Here is a 19,038-nt window from a genome sequence, read left to right as displayed (position 1 = left end):
GGCACGCCCCTCCGCCCGCGCGGGGCGGGAGGGTGTGGCCTTCGCATTGCTGAGGAGGGTAGAAAGGTCTGTACCTCTGGTCAAGAGGTCTGGACCAGTTGTGCCGTGGTCCCGCGCCGGACGCCCCGCCGCCCGCCCCGCCGCCCGTCCCGCCGTCGCTCCGGCGCCGCGCGGCCCGCCCGCCGGCCCCGGGGCGTCACGGCCCCCGGACGCCCAACTCCCGTGCCAGCACGGCCGCCTGGACGCGGCTGCGCAGTTCCAGCTTGCCCAGCAGCCTGCTCACATGGGTCTTCACCGTGGCCTCCGCCATCCGCAGCCGCCGGGCGATCTCGGCGTTGGACAGGCCCTCACCCAGGCAGCCCAGCACCTCCCGTTCGCGCGGTGTCAGGGTCCGCAGCACCGCGGGGTCCTCCGCGCCGGTGCGGCTCTCGCGGCCCGGGCAGGCGAACTCGGCGATCAGCCGGCGGGTCACGGCGGGGGCGATCAGCCCGTCGCCGCGGGCCACCGTCCGTACCGCCGCCACCAGTTCCGCCGCCTCGCTGTCCTTGAGCAGGAAGCCGGCCGCGCCCGCGCGCAGGGCGCCGAAGACGTACTCGTCCAGATCGAAGGTGGTCAGGACGAGGACGTCCGCCAGCCCTTCCGCGGTGATCGTCCTGGTCGCCGAGACCCCGTCGAGCCTCGGCATCTGGACGTCCATGAGTACGACGTCCGGGCGGAGTTCCCGGGCCAGCCGCACGGCCTCCTCGCCGTCCGCGGCCTCGCCGGCCACCTCGATGCCGGGGGAGGAGCGGAGGATGAGCACCAGCCCACCCCGGACGGCGGACTGGTCCTCGGCCACCAGCACCCGGACGGGCTGCCCGGCTGACTCCGTCATGACGGTCCCTTCACATCGGCGGGCAGTTCCGCCCGCACCTGCCATGTCTGTGCCCGGGCGGGGGCCGGCCCGGGGTGCTGCCCGGCGCCCGCGGGCGCGGTGACCGGTCCGGCCCCGAACGCGCCGCCCAGCAGGGCCACCCGCTCCTCCATGCCCACCAGGCCCGCCCCGGCGCCGGGCGCGCGGGGACGGCCGCCGGTGTCGCAGGGGCTGCGGACCTCCACCGTCAGCGGCCCGCCGTCCTCGTGCGCCAGCCGTACGGTCACGGTGCCGGGCGAGGCGTGCTTGAGCGTGTTCGTCAGCGACTCCTGGACGATCCGGTACGCCGCCATCTCGACCGGGGCCGGCAGCCGCAGGCCGGGCGTGCGGGTGTCCTCCAGGACGAACTCCAGGCCGCTGCCCGCCCCGTTGGCCCGGGTCTGGTCCAGCAGCGCGTCGAGGCCGTCGAGGCGGGGGGCGGCGAGCAGATCCGTCTCCTCGCCCTCGCCGGCGCGCAGCAGGCCGATCAGCCCGCGCATCTCGGCCAGGCCCTGCACACTGTTCTCCCGTATGACCCGCAGGGCCTCCTGGGCGGCCTTGTGGTCGCCCAGGGAGAGCGCGGCGGTGGAGTGGATCGCGATCGCGGAGAGGTGGTTGGCCACCAGGTCGTGCAACTCCCGTGCCATCCTGCCCCGTTCGGTGGCCACCGCCTCGCGGCGGTCCATCTCGGAGAGCAGCGCCGTCTGTTCGGCGCGCAGCCGCTCCTCCCGGGCGGCCTCCCGGTGTTCGCGGATGGTGAGGCCGCTCCAGGCGGGGGCGATGGTGATGAGGGCGCAGACCACGCCGACGAGCAGCGACTCCGGCTCCGGGTGGGCGGCCAGGGCCCAGACGGTGACGCCCGCCGTGGCCACCGTGGACAGCGAGAGCACATGGCGGGCCATGCCGGGGCGCCCGTACAGCACACTGGCGTAGACGACGTCGGTGAACATCAGGACCGTCGCCAGCAGGGAGCCGATCACCTGGTCCGCGACGAGGGCGCCGACCCCGATCAGCAGGGCCCACGGCTGGCCGATGCGGCGCAGCAGCACGGCGACGCACATCACGGCCAGCGGGGCGAGCGGCAGGGTGCCGAGGTCGGCGCTGCGCGGGACCGTGGTGTAGATCTCGAAGTACCACAGGACCAGACCGCCGAGAAGACCACCTGCGGCAATCAGGCCATCGTCGCGGGGCGGGAGGGGGACGGCGGACGGCATGGGCCCATCACAGCACGGGAGTCGGGGCGGGGCGTCGGCTCCCGGACGTACATCCAAGGATGTAGCGGTCCGTGGAGCGGTCCGCGGGGCCGCTTCAGGGCGGTGACGGCAGCCGCGGGGCGGTGGGAGGCACGGCCGGTTCCGGGGGCGCGGAGGGCGCGGGCGCGGCCGGGGGCGGGCGTCCGCCGTCGGTCCAGCCGGCCCGGTGGGCGAGGACGGCGGCGCTCGTCCTGTTGCTGACGCCCAGTTTCCGCAGGGTGGCGCTGACGTGCTCCTTGACGGTGGCCGGTGCGATACCGAGCCGCGCGGAGATGGCCGGGTTGGTGAGCCCGGCCGCCAGCAGGCAGAGCACCTCGCGCTGACGGTGCGTCAGCAGGGTGAGCGCCCGGTGGTCGCCGGCCGCCGGCCCGGGGGACCGGCGGGTGTCCGGGCGGGCGTCCCGGTGGCCGGCCGGGCGGGTGTCCGGGGCAGGGGTCCGGACGCGGGCCGCGGGGGCGGGGAAGACGCGTCCCCCGGAGGCCAGGATGCGTAAGCAGGAGAGCAGGACGGCCCGGTCGGCGCCCGGGTCCAGCACGCCCGCGGCCCCCGCGGTGAGACAGCCGGCGATGTACTCGGCGCCGGGGGCGGAGGCCAGGACCACCACCGGTGGCGCCGCCGGCCGGGAGCGCAGGGCCCGGACGGCGGTGAGCGGGGCCGGGCGGTCCGGCGCGGCGGCCAGCAGCACCAGATCCACCAGATCCGCCCGCGCCGGGCCGGGGGCCGCGGGCTCCCGGTGCGGCTGGGGAAGCCGGGAAAGCCGGTCCGCCCCGACGACCGTGATGCCCGGGGCGGCCAGGGCCGTGCGCAGGGCGGACCGCTCACGGCCCGCGCCGAGGAGTGCCACGCGGATCACGGTCCCCCTTCCGGACCCCGCCGAGTGGGGGGTGTCGAATCCTTCTGAGGGATGAGATTAGCGAGCGGACTCCGCTGTCAGGATTGGCTTGAGTTTTACCTGATCCCGATGCGCCCCCACATGACCGGTGGGGGTCGCGGGATTCCGTGGGGACGCCCGGGTACCCGTTCCCGGGCGCTCCGTACTCCGTGCCATCTAGGGGGATGCGATGCATGGAACAGACGCGGGTCCGGCTCCGGTGGTTGACCGCCACCGTCCGTTCGCGGACCGCGAGTTGCACGTCTTTTCGGTGCGGCTGGACCGCCGCGCCGCCGGGGCGAGGGGCCGGTGGGCCGCACTGCGGGCCTTTCTCGGCCAGTTGATGGATCTGCCGGAGCGCGAGGTACCGCTGCGGCGCGACGCCTACGGGCGGCCGGAGCTGGAGGGCTCGTCGGTGGACATCGCGGTGTGCCCGGACGAGCGGCGGCAGTTCGTCGCGCTGGCGGGTGGTTCGGCGGTGGCGGTGAGCGGGCACGGTGTGCCGAGCCTCCTCGATGAGGAAGCGTTTCTGCCGTTCAGCCGCTCCGAGCGGCTGTTCGTGGACGAGGCCCCGGAGGAGGAACGCTCCCGCCGGCTCGCCCAGTTGTGGACGCGCAAGGAAGCCTCCCTGCGGCTGTCGGGGCACGGACGGCTCGCCCTGGCGGGCGAGGTGGACGCACTGATCCAGCACCGGGAGGGCCGGGTGCTGCTGCCGCCGGCTTCCGGCGGCGGTGAGTCCGCGGACCCGCCCGTCGCCTATGTCTACGACGTGCCCGCGGAACCCGGGCTGGCGGCCTCCGTGGCGACCTCCTCCGAGATGCGGCGGGTGTTCGTGTGGCAGGTGGGCGACAGACCGCCGGTCATGGCATGACGAGCGCGTGCGGATCGAAGCCCGTGCGGCCGGGCGGGACGGGCTCGCTGAGTTCCCGCCAGACCTCCACCGCGAAGCGGTAGGCGCCGGTCCGCTCGTAGCGGGCGGCGGCGTCGCGGTAGCGGGCGTCGGCCTCCCCGGCGGCGCCGGCGGCCCGGTGCGCCCTGGCGAGAGCCACGGTGCACCGGGCCTCGTCCAGCGGTGCCGTTCCGTCGAGGCCGGCCTCCGCCTCGCGCGCCTGGTCCAGGGCCGCGCCGGTGTCGCCGCGGTGGAGGCTCAGCGCGACGGAGGCGGCGGCGAGCTGGGTCCGCCGGCCGTCGGAGCCGAGCAGGGACGTGGTCCGGCGGGCCTGCTCCAGCAGGCTCTCCGCGGCCTCCGTCTCCCCGGCGGAGAGGCGCATCAGCGCCCCGGCCACGGACAGCCGGGCGCTGAGTTGCAGATCGGTGGCGGGGGTGGCCAGCTCCGCCGCCCGGTCCAGGAGTTTGAGCGCCTGCGGGGTGTCCCCGGCCGCGTACCGGGCACCGGCGCAGGCCCACAGGGCGACGGCCTTCACCCGGCCGTCGGGGAGGGCGGACACGGCGTCGCGCAGCTCCTCGGCGAGCCCCGCGGCCCGCTGCCAGTCGCCGCTCTCGGCGCAGGCCGACAGCAGGGCCACCCGGGCGCGGACGGTCTCGGCGGGGTCGGCGCCGAGGGACTCCGCGGAGCGGACGGCCTCCTCGGCGACGCGCACGCTCTCGGAGAGCTTCCCCGCGAGCCGCAGTGCCTGGGCGAACTCCACGGAGACCCGGGTGAGCAGCAGCGGGGAGGCCTCGGTGAGCGGATCGTCCAGCAGCCCGCGGAGGGTCTCCTCGCGCTCCCGTTGCCGGCCGAGGTGGCCGAGGGTGGTGGCCAGGTCCCAGCGGGCCTCCCACAGCACCTCGTCCGCCTCGGAGTCGCCGGCGCGTTCGATGACCTCGCGGAGCTGGTCGTGCGCCGCCTCCCAGTCGCCGGAGAGCTGCGAGGAGCGGGCGGCGACGAGCCGTCCGACGAGGCCCAGCCGGTGGGTGCGCCGCTCCTCGCGGGGCTGGGGGGCGACGAGCTGCTGGAGCGGGACGCCCAGGCGCTCGGCGATGACCCGGGCCAGTTTGACGCTGGGGGCGCGGCGGCCGCTCTCGACGAGGGAGATATAGCTGGGTGACATGTTGTCACCGGCGAGGTCCGTCTGTGACAGGCCCTGCGCACGGCGGATCTCCCGTACCTGCCTCCCGAATTCCGGTTGCTCGACCGTCAAGGTAATCGCTCGCCAAAGGTTGTGTGGACGCGGGGAATGTAACGAACTATGACAGGGGAGTGTACCGGTCCCTTCCGTACCTGGCCTTTTCATCTCAGTCATAGCCAGTCATGCTAAAGTCACGGCTTGTGTCCCACGGAGACGGCGCGCCGCGACGACGGGCGGGGCTGACCGCCCTCTTGACCGCGGTGGCCATCGCCTCCGTGGGCGAGGCCATGATGATCGTGGCGGTCCCGTGGTTCGTCCTGCAGACCACCGGGAGCGTCGCGCGGACCGGAATCGTCGTCGCCGTGGCCTCGGTCGGCGCCGGTGCGGCCGGTTTCGCGGCGGGCCCGCTCATCGACCGGTGGGGATTCAAGCCCACCACCGTCGTGTCCTATCTCTTCGGTGGCACGGCCGCCGCCGGGATACCGCTGCTCCACACGCTCGGGCGGCTCGACTTCGCCACGCTGGTGGCGCTGGTGCTGTTCGCGAGCCTGCTGGACATCCCCGGCGTCACGGCCGTGACCGGGCTGGTGCCCGCGCTGGCCGGCGCGGCGCGGATGCCGCTGGAGCGGGCCAACGGGCTGCTCACGGCGGTGCGCCAGGTGAGCCAGCTCTGCGGGCCGGCCCTCGGCGGTCTCGGGGTGGCGCTGCTGGGCACGGCGAGCGTGCTGCTGATCAACGCAGGGGTGTGCGCCCTCGCCGCGCTGGTCGTCACCGCCGGGGTAACCGCCCCCGCCCGCTCCGCGGCCCCGGTGCCGGAGCGGTCGGCCGGCGGGTACACGGCCGAACTACGGGCCGGGCTGCGGACGTTGCGGCAGCACCGGCTGCTGCGCACCCTGACGGCCTCCTCCACCGCCTTCAACGGCCTGGACAGCGGGCTGGCCGGGGTCGTCCTCGTCACCTACGCCTACCAGCACCTGGGCAGCGCCGGCAGTCTCGGCGTGCTGCTGACCGCCTTCGGGATCGGCACGGCCGCCGGATCGCTGGCCTTCGCGGTGGTGGGGCACCGCCTGGGCCGGCGCAGGACGTTCCTGGCCGCGGGCTTCGCGGCCGGCCTGCTCATCGCCGGGCTGGCCGCGCTGCCCCCGCTCCCGCTCGGCGCCGCCCTGCTGGCCGTGCTGGGCGCGGTCGCGGCTCCCGTCGCGCCGCTGCGCACCGGCGCGCTGCAACGCGGGATACCGGAGGGGCAGTACGGGCGGGTGGTGGCCGCGATCGACACCGTGGCGCTGTCCGCGGTGCCGCTCGGGGCGACCGCGGCCGTCGCGCTGGTGGGCGGCGTCGGGTTGTCGCATACCGTCCTGGTGATCTCCGGTGCCTATCTGTTAGTGGTGGCGGGATGCTGGGCGGCGCCGGGCCTGCGGGAGATGTGAGACGGCACGGGTGCGGGGATCCCGGCCGCGCGGCGGTCAATGACTTCTATTGACAGATTATGACTCTCCATTGACACTCGTGGTGACCAGCTTTGGCTCGTACCGTGAGGGGGACAGATGACCTCGGCTCCCGTCCAGCCCGCCGGCGACACCTTGACCTGGAGTGTCCCGTACGGCGGGCGTGCGGACGCCCTGCGCAGGGTCCGGGACTTCCTGGCGCGGGAGCCCGGCGGCGTACTGGACCTGCTCTGCGAGATCTCCACCCACCGGGCCGCCGGATACGAACTGGAGGCCGCCGTCGCCACCCTCGACGGCGCCCTGGCGGAGGTGGAGCGCTACCGGCCCGGCCGCGTCCGGAGCGTGGCGGTCTTCATGCCGTCCAATGTGCTGCTCTACTCGTACGTGCTCTACCTCCTGGTGCCCTCGCTCTACTCCGGCAGCGTCGTCTTCCGGCCGTCGAGCCAGGTGCGGGACCAGGTCGTCCGGCTGCACCGGATGCTGGCCGAGCACCACCGGCTGCCCGTCGAACTCGTCACCGCCAGCCAGCGCGCCTTCGTCCGCGACCACGCGGGCCCGGCGAGCGTGGTCGTCTTCACCGGCGCCTACCGCAACGCCGAGCGCATCCGCGAACAGCTCTCCACCGGCCGGCTGTTCCTGCACCTCGGGGCCGGGGTCAACCCCTTCGTGGTGGCCCCCGGCGCGGACGTCGAACGGGCCGCCGCCGACGCCGTCGAGGTCCGGATGCTCAACGCCGGGCAGGACTGCCTCGGCCCGGACCTCTTCTGCGTCCACGAGGAACTGCTCCCCGGCTTCCTCGACGAGCTGATCACCCGGCTCAAGGGGCTGCGCTACGGGCCGTACGACGACCCGGCCACCGACTACGGCCCGATCTTCTACGAAGGGGCCCTGGAGGAGGCCGCGCTCTTCCTCGCCCGCAACCGCAAGGACATCGTGCACGGCGGCGTCGTGGACTTCCGCAGCCGCCGCTTCGACCCGGTGGTGGTGCACGGCGAGGCCGTGACCCCGCGGACCCACGTCCCCGAGTTCTTCGCCCCCGTCTTCAACGTGGCCGGCTACCGCGAGGAGTCCGCGCTCGCCGCCACCCTCACCACCGGCAGCTTCACCGAACGGGCCCTCGGCGCCAGTGTCTACGGCACCGCGCCCGCCCTGGTGGAGGCGCTGCGCCGGCGCACCACGGTGACCGTCGACACCACCCTCCTCTCCGTCGACGACGGCAACGCGCCCTTCGGCGGCTACGGCCGGCAGGCCAACTACATCAGCGACGGGGAGAACGTCCACGCCGAGCCGGTGCTCATCTCCAAGGCCGTCGCCGACCACCTCCCGGCGGACGCCCGGTGAGCGCCGCCCCGTACACCCACCCCACCGCCTGGGACGCCGTCGCCGACTTCCTCGAACACCTCGGCGCCGACGCGGTGTTCGGACTGCCGGGCGACGACATGGACCTGCTCGGCGCCCTGGAGGACCGCCCGGCCGCCGCCGTGCTCTGCCGCGACCAGCGCAACGCCCTCTACATGGCCACCGGTTACGCCCTCGCCTCCGGCCGCCCCGGGGTGTGCGCCGTGGGCAAGGGCCCGGCCGTCACCCACGCGCTCACCGGACTGCTGGAGGCCCGCTCCGCCGCCGCCCCGCTGATCCTCATCGCCGGGGGCACCGGCCTGGACCGGCTCGGCACCGGCGCCTTCCAGGAACTCGACCAGCTCACCGCCGTCCGCCCGTTCACCAAGTGGGCCGTCCGCGTGGACCGGGCCGACCGGCTGCCCGCCGCGCTGGAGAAGGCCGCGGTGGTCGCCGTCAACGGCACACCCGGTCCCGTCTACGTCGAGATCCCCGAGCAGATCGCCGGGGACCCGGTGGAGCGGTACGCGCCGTGGCGCCCCACCGGACCGCAGCGGCTCGCCCCGGACGGCGGCGTGCTCCGCACCGCCGCCGAGCGCATCGCCGCCGCGGAGCGCCCGCTGTTCCTGGTCGGCGGCGGCGCCCGGAACCGCGACGCCGGCCGCGCCATCGAACGGCTGGCCGAACTGGCGGGCGCGGGCATCTTCACCACCGCCTCCGGGCGCGGTGTCGTCTCCGAGGACCATCCGCTGTTCTGCGGGCTGTCCGGCCTCTACACCACCGGGCCCGCCGCCGCGCTGTGGCGCGAGACGGATCTCGTGATCGCCCTCGGCAGCCGGCTGGAGGAGACCGCCACCTTCGGCTGGCCGGAGGCCCGGGACCTGCCGGTGATCCAGGTCGTGGCCGGTGAGGAGGACGTGGTCACCGGCCGCCCCGGGCTCCATGTGCTGGGCGATGTGCTCCGCGCGGTCCAGGGCTGGGCCGGGCTGCTCGCCTTCCGGCCGTCCGGCGCGGACTGGACCGCACGGGTGGAGCGGGCCCGCGCCGGCCAGGCCCGCGAAGCCGCCCGGCTGGCCGCCGCGGCGGAGCGGGCCGCCGCGGCCGCGGGAGCTCCGTCGGTCGCCGGGGTGCTGGACGCGCTCCGCCGGACCGTGCCCGGGGACTGCGTGCTGGTGCAGGAGAACGGCCTGCAGGACATGTGGTCGTACCACCATCCGCACTGGTCCTGCGGCGCGCACGGCGGTTCGGTGGTGCCCAGCGAGCAGACCCCCCTGGGCTTCGGCGCCGCCGCCGCCCTCGGCGTGCGCCTCGCGCTGCCGGACCGGCCGGTGGTGGCCGTCACGGGCGACGGGGCCTTCAACATCTTCCGCCCCGAACTGCCCACCCTGGCCGACACCGGGGCGCCCGTCCTCTACGTCGTCCTGGACAACGGGGGCTACGGCTGGCTCCAGACCAATCTCGACCGGGTGTCCGGCGGCTCCTCCCGGTTCGCCTTCACCCGGGACCGCCCCACCGGCACCGGGGAACTCGCCGCGGCCCTCGGCCTCGGCCACGCGCGGGCCGACCGGCCCGGAGAGCTCGCCGGCGCCCTGCGGAAGGCGTGGGAGCACTGCGCCTCCGGCCGCCCGGCGGTCCTGGAGGTACGGGTGCTGCTCACCGACGTACCGCCCGGGATGGACGAGGGGCCCGCGGGCGACTTCCCCGCCCGGGACGCCTGACCCGGCGTACGGGACCGGGGGTACCGCGCGGCGGCCCGTGGTGCCACGGCCGCCCCGACCCACGAGAAGAGAGATGACGCATGTCCGTGGTGCTGTTCTTCCCCGGGCTCACCCCGACCCGGTACGACGCCATCGAACGCTTCGTGACCACCCAGGAGCACGCGAAACGGCGCTTCGCCGAGGCCGATGAGGTCCTCGGCTACCCGCTGCTCGACGCCTACCGCGACGCCTCCATCTACGAGTGGGAGGTCTTCGAGTGCGGCTTCATGGCCCTCGCGCTGGCCCTCGCCGACTGGGCGGAGGAACGGTACGGCGCCGCTCCGGAGCTGTGCGGCGGCCAGAGCTACGGCGAGGTGATGGCGGCCGTCTGGGCCGGCACCCTCAGCTATCCGGACGCGCTGCGCCTGATGTCCCGCAGCGTGGTGGTGGAGCAGGACTACTTCACTTCCCTCGACGAGCCCCTGGGCTGCCACTTCTTCTACCGGCTGCCGATCGGGACGGTCGAGCGGCTGGTGGAGGAGTTCCGCGCCGGGGGCGACTGGATCGAACTGTCGGTCGCCTTCGACGCCTCGGTGCACGCGGTGTCCGCCTCCCTGCGGACCCTGGAGCGGTTCGAGCAGCGGGTGCGGGAGGAGGGCGGCTTCCCCTTCTACACGGTGAACCGGGCCGAGCACTGCTCCGCCGTCGCCGGCCTGCGGGAACGGCTGGACCGGGAGGTCTACCGCACCGTGGAGTGGCGTACCGCCCGGATCCCCGTCATCTCGGACGTCGACGGGCGGACGCTGCGGGACGGCGAGGAGATCCGGCGCGACCTGCTCGACGGCTGGACCACGCCCGTGCACTGGAGCACGGTGCTGCGCGGCATCCGCTCGGCGGGCGGCCGGGAGGTGTGGATCCCGGGGCCCCGGAACATGTACGCCCGGATCACCGCACGGGAGTTCCCGACCAAGGTGATCACCCCGAGGACCGCGCTCGGCTCCTGACGAGGGGGTGCGGGGCCGGGGGCCCGGGGTACCGGAAGGGTCCCGGGCCCTCGTCGGCGTCCGTGGGTACGGGGACCCGGTCGGGGGGAGCCGGGCCGTCCACGCCGGGAAGCCGGGAAGCCGGGAAGCCGGGGAGCCGCGGAGCGGGCCGGGAGGCCCTGTCCCGCCCGAAGTCTCGTACCGTCCACCGCCGTTGCAGGAGGAGCACCACGGCGGAGACGACGGAGCCGGCCGGCCCGCGGAAGCGCGGTGCCGGCCGGCTGATGTCCGCGCCCGCCGGGGAGCCGGCCGGTCCGGAACCGTCCCGGGGGGCGGAAGGGAAGGGCCGGAGAGGCCGGGGGAGCGGCGGGGCGGAGCTGGGGGCCGGTGGGGCCGCGGCGGTCCGGTGTCCGGACCGGCGACCCCACCTCCCGGAGGGGCTGCCGTCTCAGGCGAGCTGCTTCTCGACGCGGCCCACCACATCGGAGACCAGGCGCAGTTCGCGCAGCTCCTCCTCGGGCAGCTTGACGCCGAACCGCTCCTCGGTGGCCACGATGATCTCCACCATGGCGAGGGAGTCGACGTCCAGCTCCTCCACGAAGGACTTCTCCTCGGAGACCTCCGAGGGCTCGACGTCGGCGACCTCGTTGAGGATCTCGGCGAGACCGGCGACGATTTCTTCACGCGTCATGGGATGACCTTTCTTCGGTGAGTTCGGCCGTTGCGGGCCTCGGCGGATCGGGGGACAGGGGGCAGGGGGCGGGATAGCGCGGCCCCGGGGCTCAGGCGCGCGCGGCGGCGTCCGCGGCCCCAGCGGCCTCGTCCGCGGCCGGTTCCCGGAAGGAGATCGTGACCAGGTGGTCGGCGAACTCCCGCTCCAGGCCGATGAGATGGATCTGGCGGCGCAGGCTGTGGACGCTGAGATCCGTCATGGTCGGATCGCCGGTGTGCTCCTCCGGGCGGTCGCCGTGGTCGATGCCGAGGGCGATCGGGGCGGACAGCTCCAGCATTTCGCGGATGTCGTCGCCATAGCCCTCCTTCACTCCCTGGCGGAGCGCGTGGAGCCCGAAGCTGACATGCCGTGACTCGTCCCGGCACATGGCGGTGAAGCCGGCCTTGACCCCGGGGAGCGCCTTCGTCCCGTGCAGCTGGTTGAGGATGGCGCGCTGCCCGACGAGGGCGAGCACCCCCTCGGTGATGAGGTGGAACAGGGTCACGGCGCGCAGCCAGCGGCGGTAGTCCGAGGGGTGCTGCTGGAGCTCCCGTACGACGTCGGCCTCGATGGTGCTCAGCTCGCGGTGCGAGGGCGTGACCATGTTCCACGCCTGGACGAGCATCCGCTTGGGGTCGGGGTCCAGGCCGAGCAGCTCCTCGCCGAAGCGCAGCATCAGCTGGGTGTGGCGGGTCTCGTCGGCGATCTGGGTGCCGAGGTAGAGGTGGTCCACCTCCTCGGGGGCGCCGGTGAGGATGGGCCCGAGGAGGTCCAGCCCGGTGTACTCGCCGGTGATGAAGGTGGCGATCTGGTCGGTGAGCGCCTGCCGGGCGGCCGGGGAGATCTCCTTCTCGAAGGCCTCCCGGTCCCGCTCCAGCCCGATGGCCCGGGCCGACCACTGCTGCTTCTCCCAGCGTTCGTAGAGCGCCTGGGGCTTGGGGCGTCCGGCGGTGACGAGATCCGCGTGCCGCAGCACCTGGTCGACAGGGAGGTCCGGCATCTCGGCGAGTGATGCCTCGTCGAGCAGCAGAGTGCTCCAGCGGGTCATCTCGGACTCCTTGACTCGATGGTGAATCGCATGCGCATGACTGGCGATGCGGTCATCAGTGAACAGGAACCGTCTCGCTTCGTCAATGACGAGTCACATTTATTGACAGTGGCGTGATGGGCGTGTCAATGTTCAGCCGTGCCGGGCAGCCGGCGGCCGAACGAGGAAGGGGACAGGCGTGACCGTGACACCGCTCCGACGCGAGGCGCCGAAACGGCGCGTCGTCGTGACGGGCACCGGGGTCGTCTCCCCGATCGGCCTGACGACCGGCGAGTTCTGGGAGTCCCTCACCGCCGGGCGCAGCGGCATCCGGGTCATCACCCGGTACGACGCGGACGAGCTGCCGACCCGCTTCGCCGGGGAGATCACCGGCTTTGAGCCCCGCGACCACATGCCCAACAGGGTCGCCCGGCGCCTCGACCGGTTCGCCCAGTTCGCCCTGGCCGCCGCCCAGGAGGCCATGGCCGAGGCGAAGCTGGAGATCGACGAGGAGCTCGCGCCCCGGACGGCCGTCCTCGTCGGCAGCGGGTACGGAGCCGGGCACTTCACCCGGACCGCGGTCCTGGAGCTGCGCGACCGCGGCCGCCGCAGGATGAACGCCTACTTCGCCTCGGCCGGCTCCTCGGACAGCGCCGCGGTCGAGGTGGCCAACCGGTTCGGCGCCCGCGGACCGTCCGGCGCCGTGGTCGCGGCCTGTGCGACCGGCGCCGTCTGCATCGGCGACGCCATGCGGCTGATCCGGGACGGCTACGCGGACGTGGTGCTGGCCGGCGGTTCCGACGACGCCGTCAACCCCCTCGACCTGGCGGTCTCCGCCAATGTCGGGGCGCTGTCCCGGCGCGGCGACCACCCGGAGCTGGCCAGCCGCCCCTTCGACAAGGCGCGCGACGGCTTCGTGATGGGCGCCGGCGCGGGAATCGTCGTCCTGGAGTCCGCCGAGCACGCGGAACGGCGCGGGGCGGCCGTCCTGGCCGAACTCGCCGGCTACGGAGCCACCACGGACGCGTACCACTCCACCCACCCGCACCCCGAGGGGCTCGCCGTCAAGCGGGCGATGGCGGACGCCCTGGACGACGCGGGGGTGGCGCCCGGTGAGGTGGACTACATCTGCGCCCACGGCACCAGCACCCCGCTCAACGACCGCATCGAGAGCGAGGCGATCCGCGGGGTCTTCGGCGGCCACGCCCCGCGCATCCCGATCAGCTCGGTCAAGTCCATGACCGGGCACATGATCGGGGCCGCCGGGGCGGTCGAGCTGATCGCCTCGCTGCTGGCCGTCCGCACCGGGATCCTCCCGCCGACCGTCAACTGCGACGACCCGCTGGACCCGGAACTCGACTACGTGCCGCACACCGCGCGGAGGCAGCCGACGCGCGTGGCGGTGAGCAACTCCTTCGGATTCGGCGGGCACAACGCGGTCCTGGTGGTCCGCGCCCACCCGGAGGACGGACGGGACGCGCAGCCCGCACCGGACGCACAGCCCGCACAGACCACACCGGACGAACGGACCGCGCAGGCCGCGCGGGCCGCGGGAGGGAAGCGATGAAGGGCAGGCGCGTCACCCTGGTCAGGCCCACCGAGGCCGACTACGAACTGATCGCCGAATGGCTCGGCCCGGCCTCCCCGACCGCCGTGCTGACCGCGGACACCGGCGAGTTCGTCACCCCCGAGGACCTCAAGCGCTACAACGACTCCGGCGAGATACGGCAGTTCGCGGTCCGCACGCTCGACGGCACGACCGTCGGCACCGTCAACTACCGCCGCCAGGGCCCGGTCGGCAGCTACGTCATCGGCGGCGCGATCGGCGATCCGTCGATGTGGCAGCGCGGGCTCGGCGCCGAGGCGTTCGACCTGCTGATCGACCACCTCTTCCACGCCCGCAACGCGCACCGGATGCAGTTCACCACCGCCCTCTACAACAAGTCCGTGCTGCGCATGGTCACCCGGGCCGGCTTCGTCCTGGAGGGCATCCTGCGCGAGTACCACTACCTCGACGGGCGCTACCACCACGCCGCCGTCTGGTCGCTGCTGCGCCACGAGTACTACGACTCCCTGGCGGAGCAGGCCCGCCGGACCCCGGGCTTCACCGGCCCCGACGCGATCCCCGAGTCCGCGAAGGCCGAGGCGCTCGCCGTGCTCTGCGACCACCTCCGCCGGCCGGAGGCCGAGACCTCCATCAAGATCCTGCTGGAGGACGCCGACGCGGAGTCCGCGTCCCGGACGGCCGCCCGGACGGCCGGTGCCGCCGCGGCCGCCGCCGCGCTCACCGGTGCTGTCTCCGACGCGGTCTCCCACACCGTCCCGGCCCCCGCCGCGTCCGCCGGGCCCGCCGTCAACGGGGAGGCCGCGCGATGACCACCACGCGTCCCCAGCCCGAGGCGTACTGCCAGGCCGATCCGGTCTTCTACGACACCGGCAGCCGCCACACCGCGCACGACACCTCCGTCTTCCCGCTGACGGAGGCCCCCGCCCCGGCGGGCTGGCGGCGCGGGGAGCGGGACGTCTGGGTGGTCCACACCCCCGAGGGCCACCGGATGCCCGCCCAGGGCTGGAAGATCCACATCTCCGGGCGCCCCGACAACGCCCGGCGGATCATCGAGACGGCCTGGGACTACTGCACCGGCCGCGGCGTCCCGTTCAAATTCCTGCGCAGCCGCGACGTCGTCACCGCCCACAGCGTCAAGTACGCGCCGCGCTCCGCCAGCGGCAAGCTCGTCACCCTCTACCCCGCCGGCGAGGAAGAGCTCCGGCACGCGCTGGAGGAGCTGTCCGAGCGGCTGGCCGGGGTGTCCGGGCCCTACATCCTCACCGATCTGCGCTGGGGCGACGGGCCGCTGCACGTACGGTACGGGGCCTTCGTCAGCCGCTACTGCACCGGCCCGGACGGCGCTCCGGTGCCCGCGGTCGAACGGCCGGACGGGGTCCTGGTCCCCGACGACCGGCGGCCGGTGTTCACCGTGCCGGACTGGGTCGAGCCGCCCGCGTTCCTCGCCCCGCACCTGGAGGCGCGGCGGACGGCCGGCGCGGGGGACGACTTCCCGTACACCGTCGAGCGCGCCCTGCACTTCTCCAACGGCGGTGGCGTCTACCTCGCCCGGCACCGGGACGGCCGGCGGACCGTGCTGAAGGAGGCCCGCCCGCACGCCGGCCTCGACGGCCGGGGCCGCGACGCCGTACGGCGGCTGGAACGCGAACGCGCCGCCCTGGAACACCTGGCCGGCATCCCCGGCATCCCGGAGCTCTACGGCCACCACCGGGTCTGGGAGCACCACTTCCTCGCCGTGGAGCACTTACCCGGCGACACCCTGCACGGCTGGCTCGCCCGGCACTACCCGCTGACCAAGGCCGCGCCGGACGCCGCCGCCCTGCGGGCCCATGTGGAGCGGGCCCGGGCCGTCGCCGACCGGATCGAGGCGCTGGTCACCGCCGTCCACGAACGCGGCATGGTCTTCGGGGACCTGCACCCCGGCAACATCCTGGTCGACGAGAGCGACGACGGGAGCGACGGGAGCGGCGACGGACTCCGCGTGTCCCTGGTCGACTTCGAACTGACCGTCCCCGCCGCCGAGGCGCGGCGGCTCGGCCTGGCCAACCCCGGCTTCTCCGGCTCCGGCCTCACCGGCTACGCCCTCGACCGCCACGCGCTCGCCGCGCTGCGGCTCTGGCTGCTCTTCCCGCTCACCGCGCTCTCCGAGCTGGACCCCGCCCGCGCCGCCCGCTACGCCGACGCGGCCGAGCGCTCCTTCCCCCTCGCGCCCGGCGAACTCGACGCGGTACGGCGGGAACTCGCCCCGGCGGCGGACGCCCTGGCCCGGGTGCCGGACGCGCTGCGCGAACCCTCGCCGGTACGGCTGGACGCGGACGCGCCCGACTGGCCCGCCGTGCGCAAGTCGATGGCCGAGGCGATCCTGCTCAGCGCCACCCCCGAGCGCCGGGACCGGCTCTTCCCCGGCGACGTACGCCAGTTCCACACCAACGGCCTCAACGTCGCCTACGGAGCGGCGGGCGTCCTCTGGGCCCTGCACACCACCGGCGCCGGCCGCTGGTCCGAGTACGAGGAGTGGCTCGCTGCGGCCGCCCGCCGGGACGAGGCCCTCGGCCCCGGTTTCTACGACGGCGCGCACGGCATCGCCCACGTCCTCGACACCCTCGGCCGGACCGAGGACGCGCTGCGGCTGCTCGACCGGAGCCGCGAGGCGCCGTCCGCCGTCCGCGAGGTGAGCCTCTACCGGGGCCTGGCGGGCATCGGCCTCAACCTGCTCCACTTCGCCGCCCGCACGGGGACGGCCGCCCACCGCGCGGAGGCGCTGGCCGTGGCCGGCCGGCTCGCGGAGGCCGTCGACGCCGGCACCGCCCCCGGTATCGCCGCCGGACCGGGCCGGGGGAGCCGGGCGGGGCTGCTGCACGGCTGGTCCGGGCCCGCCCTCTTCTTCCTCCGGCTCCACCAGGACACCGGTGACGCGGCATGGCTCGGCCTCGCGGTGCGGGCCGTGCACCGGGACCTCGCCCTCTGCCGCGGATCCGAGGACGGCTCCCTCCAGGTGGACGGCGGCTTCCGTCTGCTGCCGTACCTCGACGTGGGCAGCGCGGGCATCGCCCTGGTCGCGTCCGAGATCCTCCGGCACCGCGCCGACGCGCGGCTGGAGGAGACCCTGCCGGCCCTCGTCCGGGCGGCGGAGCCGGAGTTCACCATCGAGCCGCACCTCTTCAGCGGCCGGGCCGGGCTCCTCGCCACCCTCGCGGCGCTCCGCGCCCGGCAGGCGGGCGGCGGCACCGGTGGTGACGCCGGAGGCGCAGGCGCCGACGAAGGCGGCACCGACGCGATCGGCCGCGCCGTGGAGCGCCATCTGGCCCGCCTCCACTGGCACGCCCTGTCCTACCGCGGGCAGATCGCCTTCCCCGGCGAGCAGTTGCGCCGGCTGTCGATGGACCTGGCCACCGGGAACGCCGGTGTCCTGCTCGCTCTCGGCGCGGCCCTGGACGGCCGTCCGGACTTCCTGCCCTTCCTGGCGGGACCGGCGGCAGCCCGCGCACCGCGCCCCACAGACCCCGGACGGCCCTGAGCCGTCCGGTGCCCCTGCCCCCCAGACCGTGGAGAGGAGGAATCACCATGTCGATCGTTCTCGACCTGCAGGGCCTTGAGGTCCCCGCCGAGGAGGCTGCCGTTCCGGGCAGCACCATCAGCAACAACTGCTGAACCGGCAGCGGTTCCGGCCGCCGCCCGCCCCGCCCGGTGACGGGTCGATGCCCCTGAACCGCCGGGTCCCCGGGCCACCGCCGGTGTCCCCGTGTCCGCGCGCGAGTTTTCCGGAGAGGAGGAATCACCATGTCGATCGTTCTCGACCTGCAGGGCCTTGAGGTCCCCGCCGAGGAGGCTGCCCTTCCGGGCAGCACCATCAGCAACAACTGCTGAGGCTCCTGAGGCCCGGCCGGCGCCGGGGTCCCGGTGCCGGGGCGATGCCCCGGCCCACCGCACCCCGGAGCCGGCCGGTGCCCGTGCCGCGTCCGTGCCGTATCCGTGTCATGTTCCGAGGAGGAACCGTGTCGATCGTTCTCGACCTGCAGGCCCTCGAGGTCCCCGCCGAAGAGGCCGCGCTGCCCAGCAGCACCATCAGCAACAGCTGCTGATCCACCGGCGTCCGCCGGCCGCGGGGACGGGGACGCACCGGTCCCGGACCGGTGTCCCCGGCCCGCCACGGCTCCGGTCACCGGGTGCCCACACCCCCCGGTGACCGGAGGGCGCGCCGCGGCGCGCCCCCGCCCCCGCGGCCGCACGGCCCGTGGCGGCCGCCCCTTCCCGGGGGCGGCGCCGCCCCCGGCCGGTACGCCGGCTCCGCCGGGTGCGGACCCGCTCCTCCGGGTCCGCACCCGGCGGCTCGTCCGGCACCCGGAACACCCGGCCGGCGCCGCCGGCCTCCACACCGAGACAGGGAGGAAGGAGCCGGGATGAGCGGTCTGCTCCACGGCAAGAACCTGGTCGTCACCGGGGTCATCACCGAGAGTTCCATCGCCTGGGCCGTCGCCCGGCTGGCGCAGGAGCAGGGGGCCCGGATCGTGCTGACCGCCTACGGCCGGCCCACCCTCGTCGCCCGGCTCGCCCGGCGGCTGCCCGACCCGCCGCCGGTGGTGGAGCTCGACGTCACCGACGAGGACCAACTGGCCACGCTCGCCGAGCGGTTGAGCGGCAGTCTGGACCGTGTCGACGGCATCCTGCACTCCGTCGCCCACGCGCCCGCGAGCTGCCTGGACGGCGGCTTCCTGGACGCTCCGTGGCCCGATGTGGCCTCGGCCGTCCACACCTCCGCCTACTCCCTCAAGGCGCTGACCGTGGCCTGCCGTCCGCTGCTGGCCCCCGGTTCGTCCGTCGTCGGCCTGGACTTCGACGCCTCGCGCGTCTGGCCCGGCTACGACTGGATGGGCGTGGCCAAGGCCGGACTGGAGTCCTGCGCCCGCTACCTCGCCCGGGATCTGGGCCCGGAGGGGGTGCGGGTGAACCTGGTCGCCGCGGGCCCGCTGAACACCCTGGCGGCGCGGGGCATCGGCGGCGACGGCGAGGGCTTCGCGAAGGAGTGGGGCCGGCGGGCTCCCCTGGGCTGGGACGCGGGCGATCCGGAGCCGGTGGCACGGGCCTGCCTCGCGCTGCTGTCCGACTGGTTCCCGGCGACCACCGGGGAGATCGTCCATGTGGACGGCGGTACGCACATGCTGGGCGTCTGACCGGCCGGGCTCC

General features: G+C 74.7%; 18 protein-coding genes. 12 read left to right on the top strand and 6 right to left on the bottom strand.

Translation table 11 applies throughout. From position 1 onward, the window contains the following. Positions 1 to 196 precede the first annotated feature (196 nt). The 3 genes from LIX60_RS09285 to LIX60_RS31740 form a co-directional block, all read right to left on the bottom strand. A complete protein-coding gene (locus tag LIX60_RS09285) occupies positions 197 to 874 on the bottom strand; it encodes a response regulator transcription factor (RefSeq protein ID WP_227958023.1) in 678 nt (225 codons plus the stop codon). Continuing rightward, entirely contained in the window at positions 871 to 2,106 is a 1,236-nt protein-coding gene (locus LIX60_RS09280; protein WP_227958022.1) for a sensor histidine kinase, read from the bottom strand. The genes LIX60_RS09285 and LIX60_RS09280 overlap by 4 nt, the downstream gene beginning before the upstream one ends. A 94-nt stretch (positions 2,107 to 2,200) precedes the next feature. After that, entirely contained in the window at positions 2,201 to 2,998 is a 798-nt protein-coding gene (locus tag LIX60_RS31740; protein ID WP_227958021.1) for a response regulator transcription factor, read from the bottom strand. A 274-nt stretch (positions 2,999 to 3,272) separates the two neighbouring features. On the opposite strand from LIX60_RS31740, the gene LIX60_RS09270 reads away from it, so the two are divergent. Continuing rightward, positions 3,273 to 3,887, top strand: coding sequence for a 4'-phosphopantetheinyl transferase superfamily protein (locus tag LIX60_RS09270; RefSeq protein WP_227958020.1), 615 nt, complete (start codon positions 3,273 to 3,275; stop codon positions 3,885 to 3,887). Here LIX60_RS09270 and LIX60_RS09265 read toward each other — a convergent pair. Beyond that, a complete protein-coding gene (locus LIX60_RS09265) occupies positions 3,877 to 5,250 on the bottom strand; it encodes a helix-turn-helix transcriptional regulator (protein WP_227962683.1) in 1,374 nt (457 codons plus the stop codon). The genes LIX60_RS09270 and LIX60_RS09265 overlap by 11 nt on opposite strands. Positions 5,251 to 5,285: 35 nt before the next feature. Between LIX60_RS09265 and LIX60_RS09260 the strand changes: the two genes are divergently transcribed. From LIX60_RS09260 to LIX60_RS09245, 4 genes are all read left to right on the top strand, one after another. After that, positions 5,286 to 6,512, top strand: coding sequence for an MFS transporter (locus LIX60_RS09260; protein ID WP_227958019.1), 1,227 nt, complete (start codon positions 5,286 to 5,288; stop codon positions 6,510 to 6,512). 117 nt (positions 6,513 to 6,629) lie between these two features. Beyond that, on the top strand, positions 6,630 to 7,871 hold the full coding sequence (locus LIX60_RS09255) for an aldehyde dehydrogenase family protein (RefSeq protein WP_227958018.1): 1,242 nt from the start codon (positions 6,630 to 6,632) through the stop codon (positions 7,869 to 7,871). Continuing rightward, entirely contained in the window at positions 7,868 to 9,586 is a 1,719-nt protein-coding gene (locus LIX60_RS31735; RefSeq protein ID WP_227958017.1) for a thiamine pyrophosphate-binding protein, read from the top strand. Before LIX60_RS09255 ends, LIX60_RS31735 begins: the two co-directional genes overlap by 4 nt. An 80-nt stretch (positions 9,587 to 9,666) precedes the next feature. Beyond that, positions 9,667 to 10,569: an ACP S-malonyltransferase gene (locus LIX60_RS09245; protein WP_227958016.1), complete on the top strand. Its 903-nt coding sequence runs from the start codon at positions 9,667 to 9,669 to the stop codon at positions 10,567 to 10,569. Between the two features lie 427 nt (positions 10,570 to 10,996). On the opposite strand, the gene LIX60_RS09240 is transcribed toward LIX60_RS09245, so the two are convergent. Continuing rightward, a complete protein-coding gene (locus LIX60_RS09240; protein WP_227958015.1) occupies positions 10,997 to 11,239 on the bottom strand; it encodes an acyl carrier protein in 243 nt (80 codons plus the stop codon). 91 nt (positions 11,240 to 11,330) lie between these two features. Further along, positions 11,331 to 12,308, bottom strand: a complete 978-nt coding sequence (locus LIX60_RS09235) for a ribonucleotide-diphosphate reductase subunit beta (protein WP_227958014.1) — start codon at positions 12,306 to 12,308, stop codon at positions 11,331 to 11,333. Between the two features lie 178 nt (positions 12,309 to 12,486). Here LIX60_RS09235 and fabF point away from each other — a divergent pair, with 178 nt between their 5' ends. The 7 genes from fabF (at position 12,487) to fabI (ending at position 19,025) form a co-directional block, all read left to right on the top strand. Beyond that, positions 12,487 to 13,854 carry a beta-ketoacyl-ACP synthase II gene (gene fabF / locus LIX60_RS09230; protein WP_227958013.1) on the top strand — a complete coding sequence of 456 codons (1,368 nt, stop codon included), beginning with the start codon at positions 12,487 to 12,489 and terminating at the stop codon, positions 13,852 to 13,854. Further along, complete coding sequence (locus LIX60_RS09225; protein WP_227958012.1) at positions 13,851 to 14,663, top strand: GNAT family N-acetyltransferase; 813 nt, start codon at positions 13,851 to 13,853, stop codon at positions 14,661 to 14,663. Before fabF ends, LIX60_RS09225 begins: the two co-directional genes overlap by 4 nt. Continuing rightward, positions 14,660 to 17,371, top strand: coding sequence for a class III lanthionine synthetase LanKC (gene lanKC, locus LIX60_RS09220; protein ID WP_227958011.1), 2,712 nt, complete (start codon positions 14,660 to 14,662; stop codon positions 17,369 to 17,371). Before LIX60_RS09225 ends, lanKC begins: the two co-directional genes overlap by 4 nt. A gap of 47 nt (positions 17,372 to 17,418) precedes the next feature. After that, positions 17,419 to 17,505 (top strand): class III lanthipeptide, encoded by an 87-nt coding sequence (locus LIX60_RS31935; protein WP_227962682.1) that lies wholly within the window; start codon positions 17,419 to 17,421, stop codon positions 17,503 to 17,505. A 129-nt stretch (positions 17,506 to 17,634) separates the two neighbouring features. Further along, positions 17,635 to 17,721 carry a class III lanthipeptide gene (locus LIX60_RS31930; RefSeq protein ID WP_192883666.1) on the top strand — a complete coding sequence of 29 codons (87 nt, stop codon included), beginning with the start codon at positions 17,635 to 17,637 and terminating at the stop codon, positions 17,719 to 17,721. A 110-nt stretch (positions 17,722 to 17,831) separates the two neighbouring features. Further along, the gene (locus LIX60_RS09205; RefSeq protein WP_192883569.1) at positions 17,832 to 17,936 is read left to right on the top strand and encodes a class III lanthipeptide; all 105 of its coding nucleotides are present in this window, start codon (positions 17,832 to 17,834) and stop codon (positions 17,934 to 17,936) included. Between the two features lie 318 nt (positions 17,937 to 18,254). Next, on the top strand, positions 18,255 to 19,025 hold the full coding sequence (gene fabI / locus LIX60_RS09200; protein ID WP_227958010.1) for an enoyl-ACP reductase FabI: 771 nt from the start codon (positions 18,255 to 18,257) through the stop codon (positions 19,023 to 19,025). The last annotated feature ends 13 nt before the right edge of the window (positions 19,026 to 19,038 follow it).

It is taken from the genome of Streptomyces sp. S07_1.15, from assembly GCF_020739505.1.
Lineage (GTDB): Bacteria > Actinomycetota > Actinomycetes > Streptomycetales > Streptomycetaceae > Streptomyces > Streptomyces xinghaiensis.
This window is presented reverse-complemented; position numbering and strand designations above follow the sequence as displayed.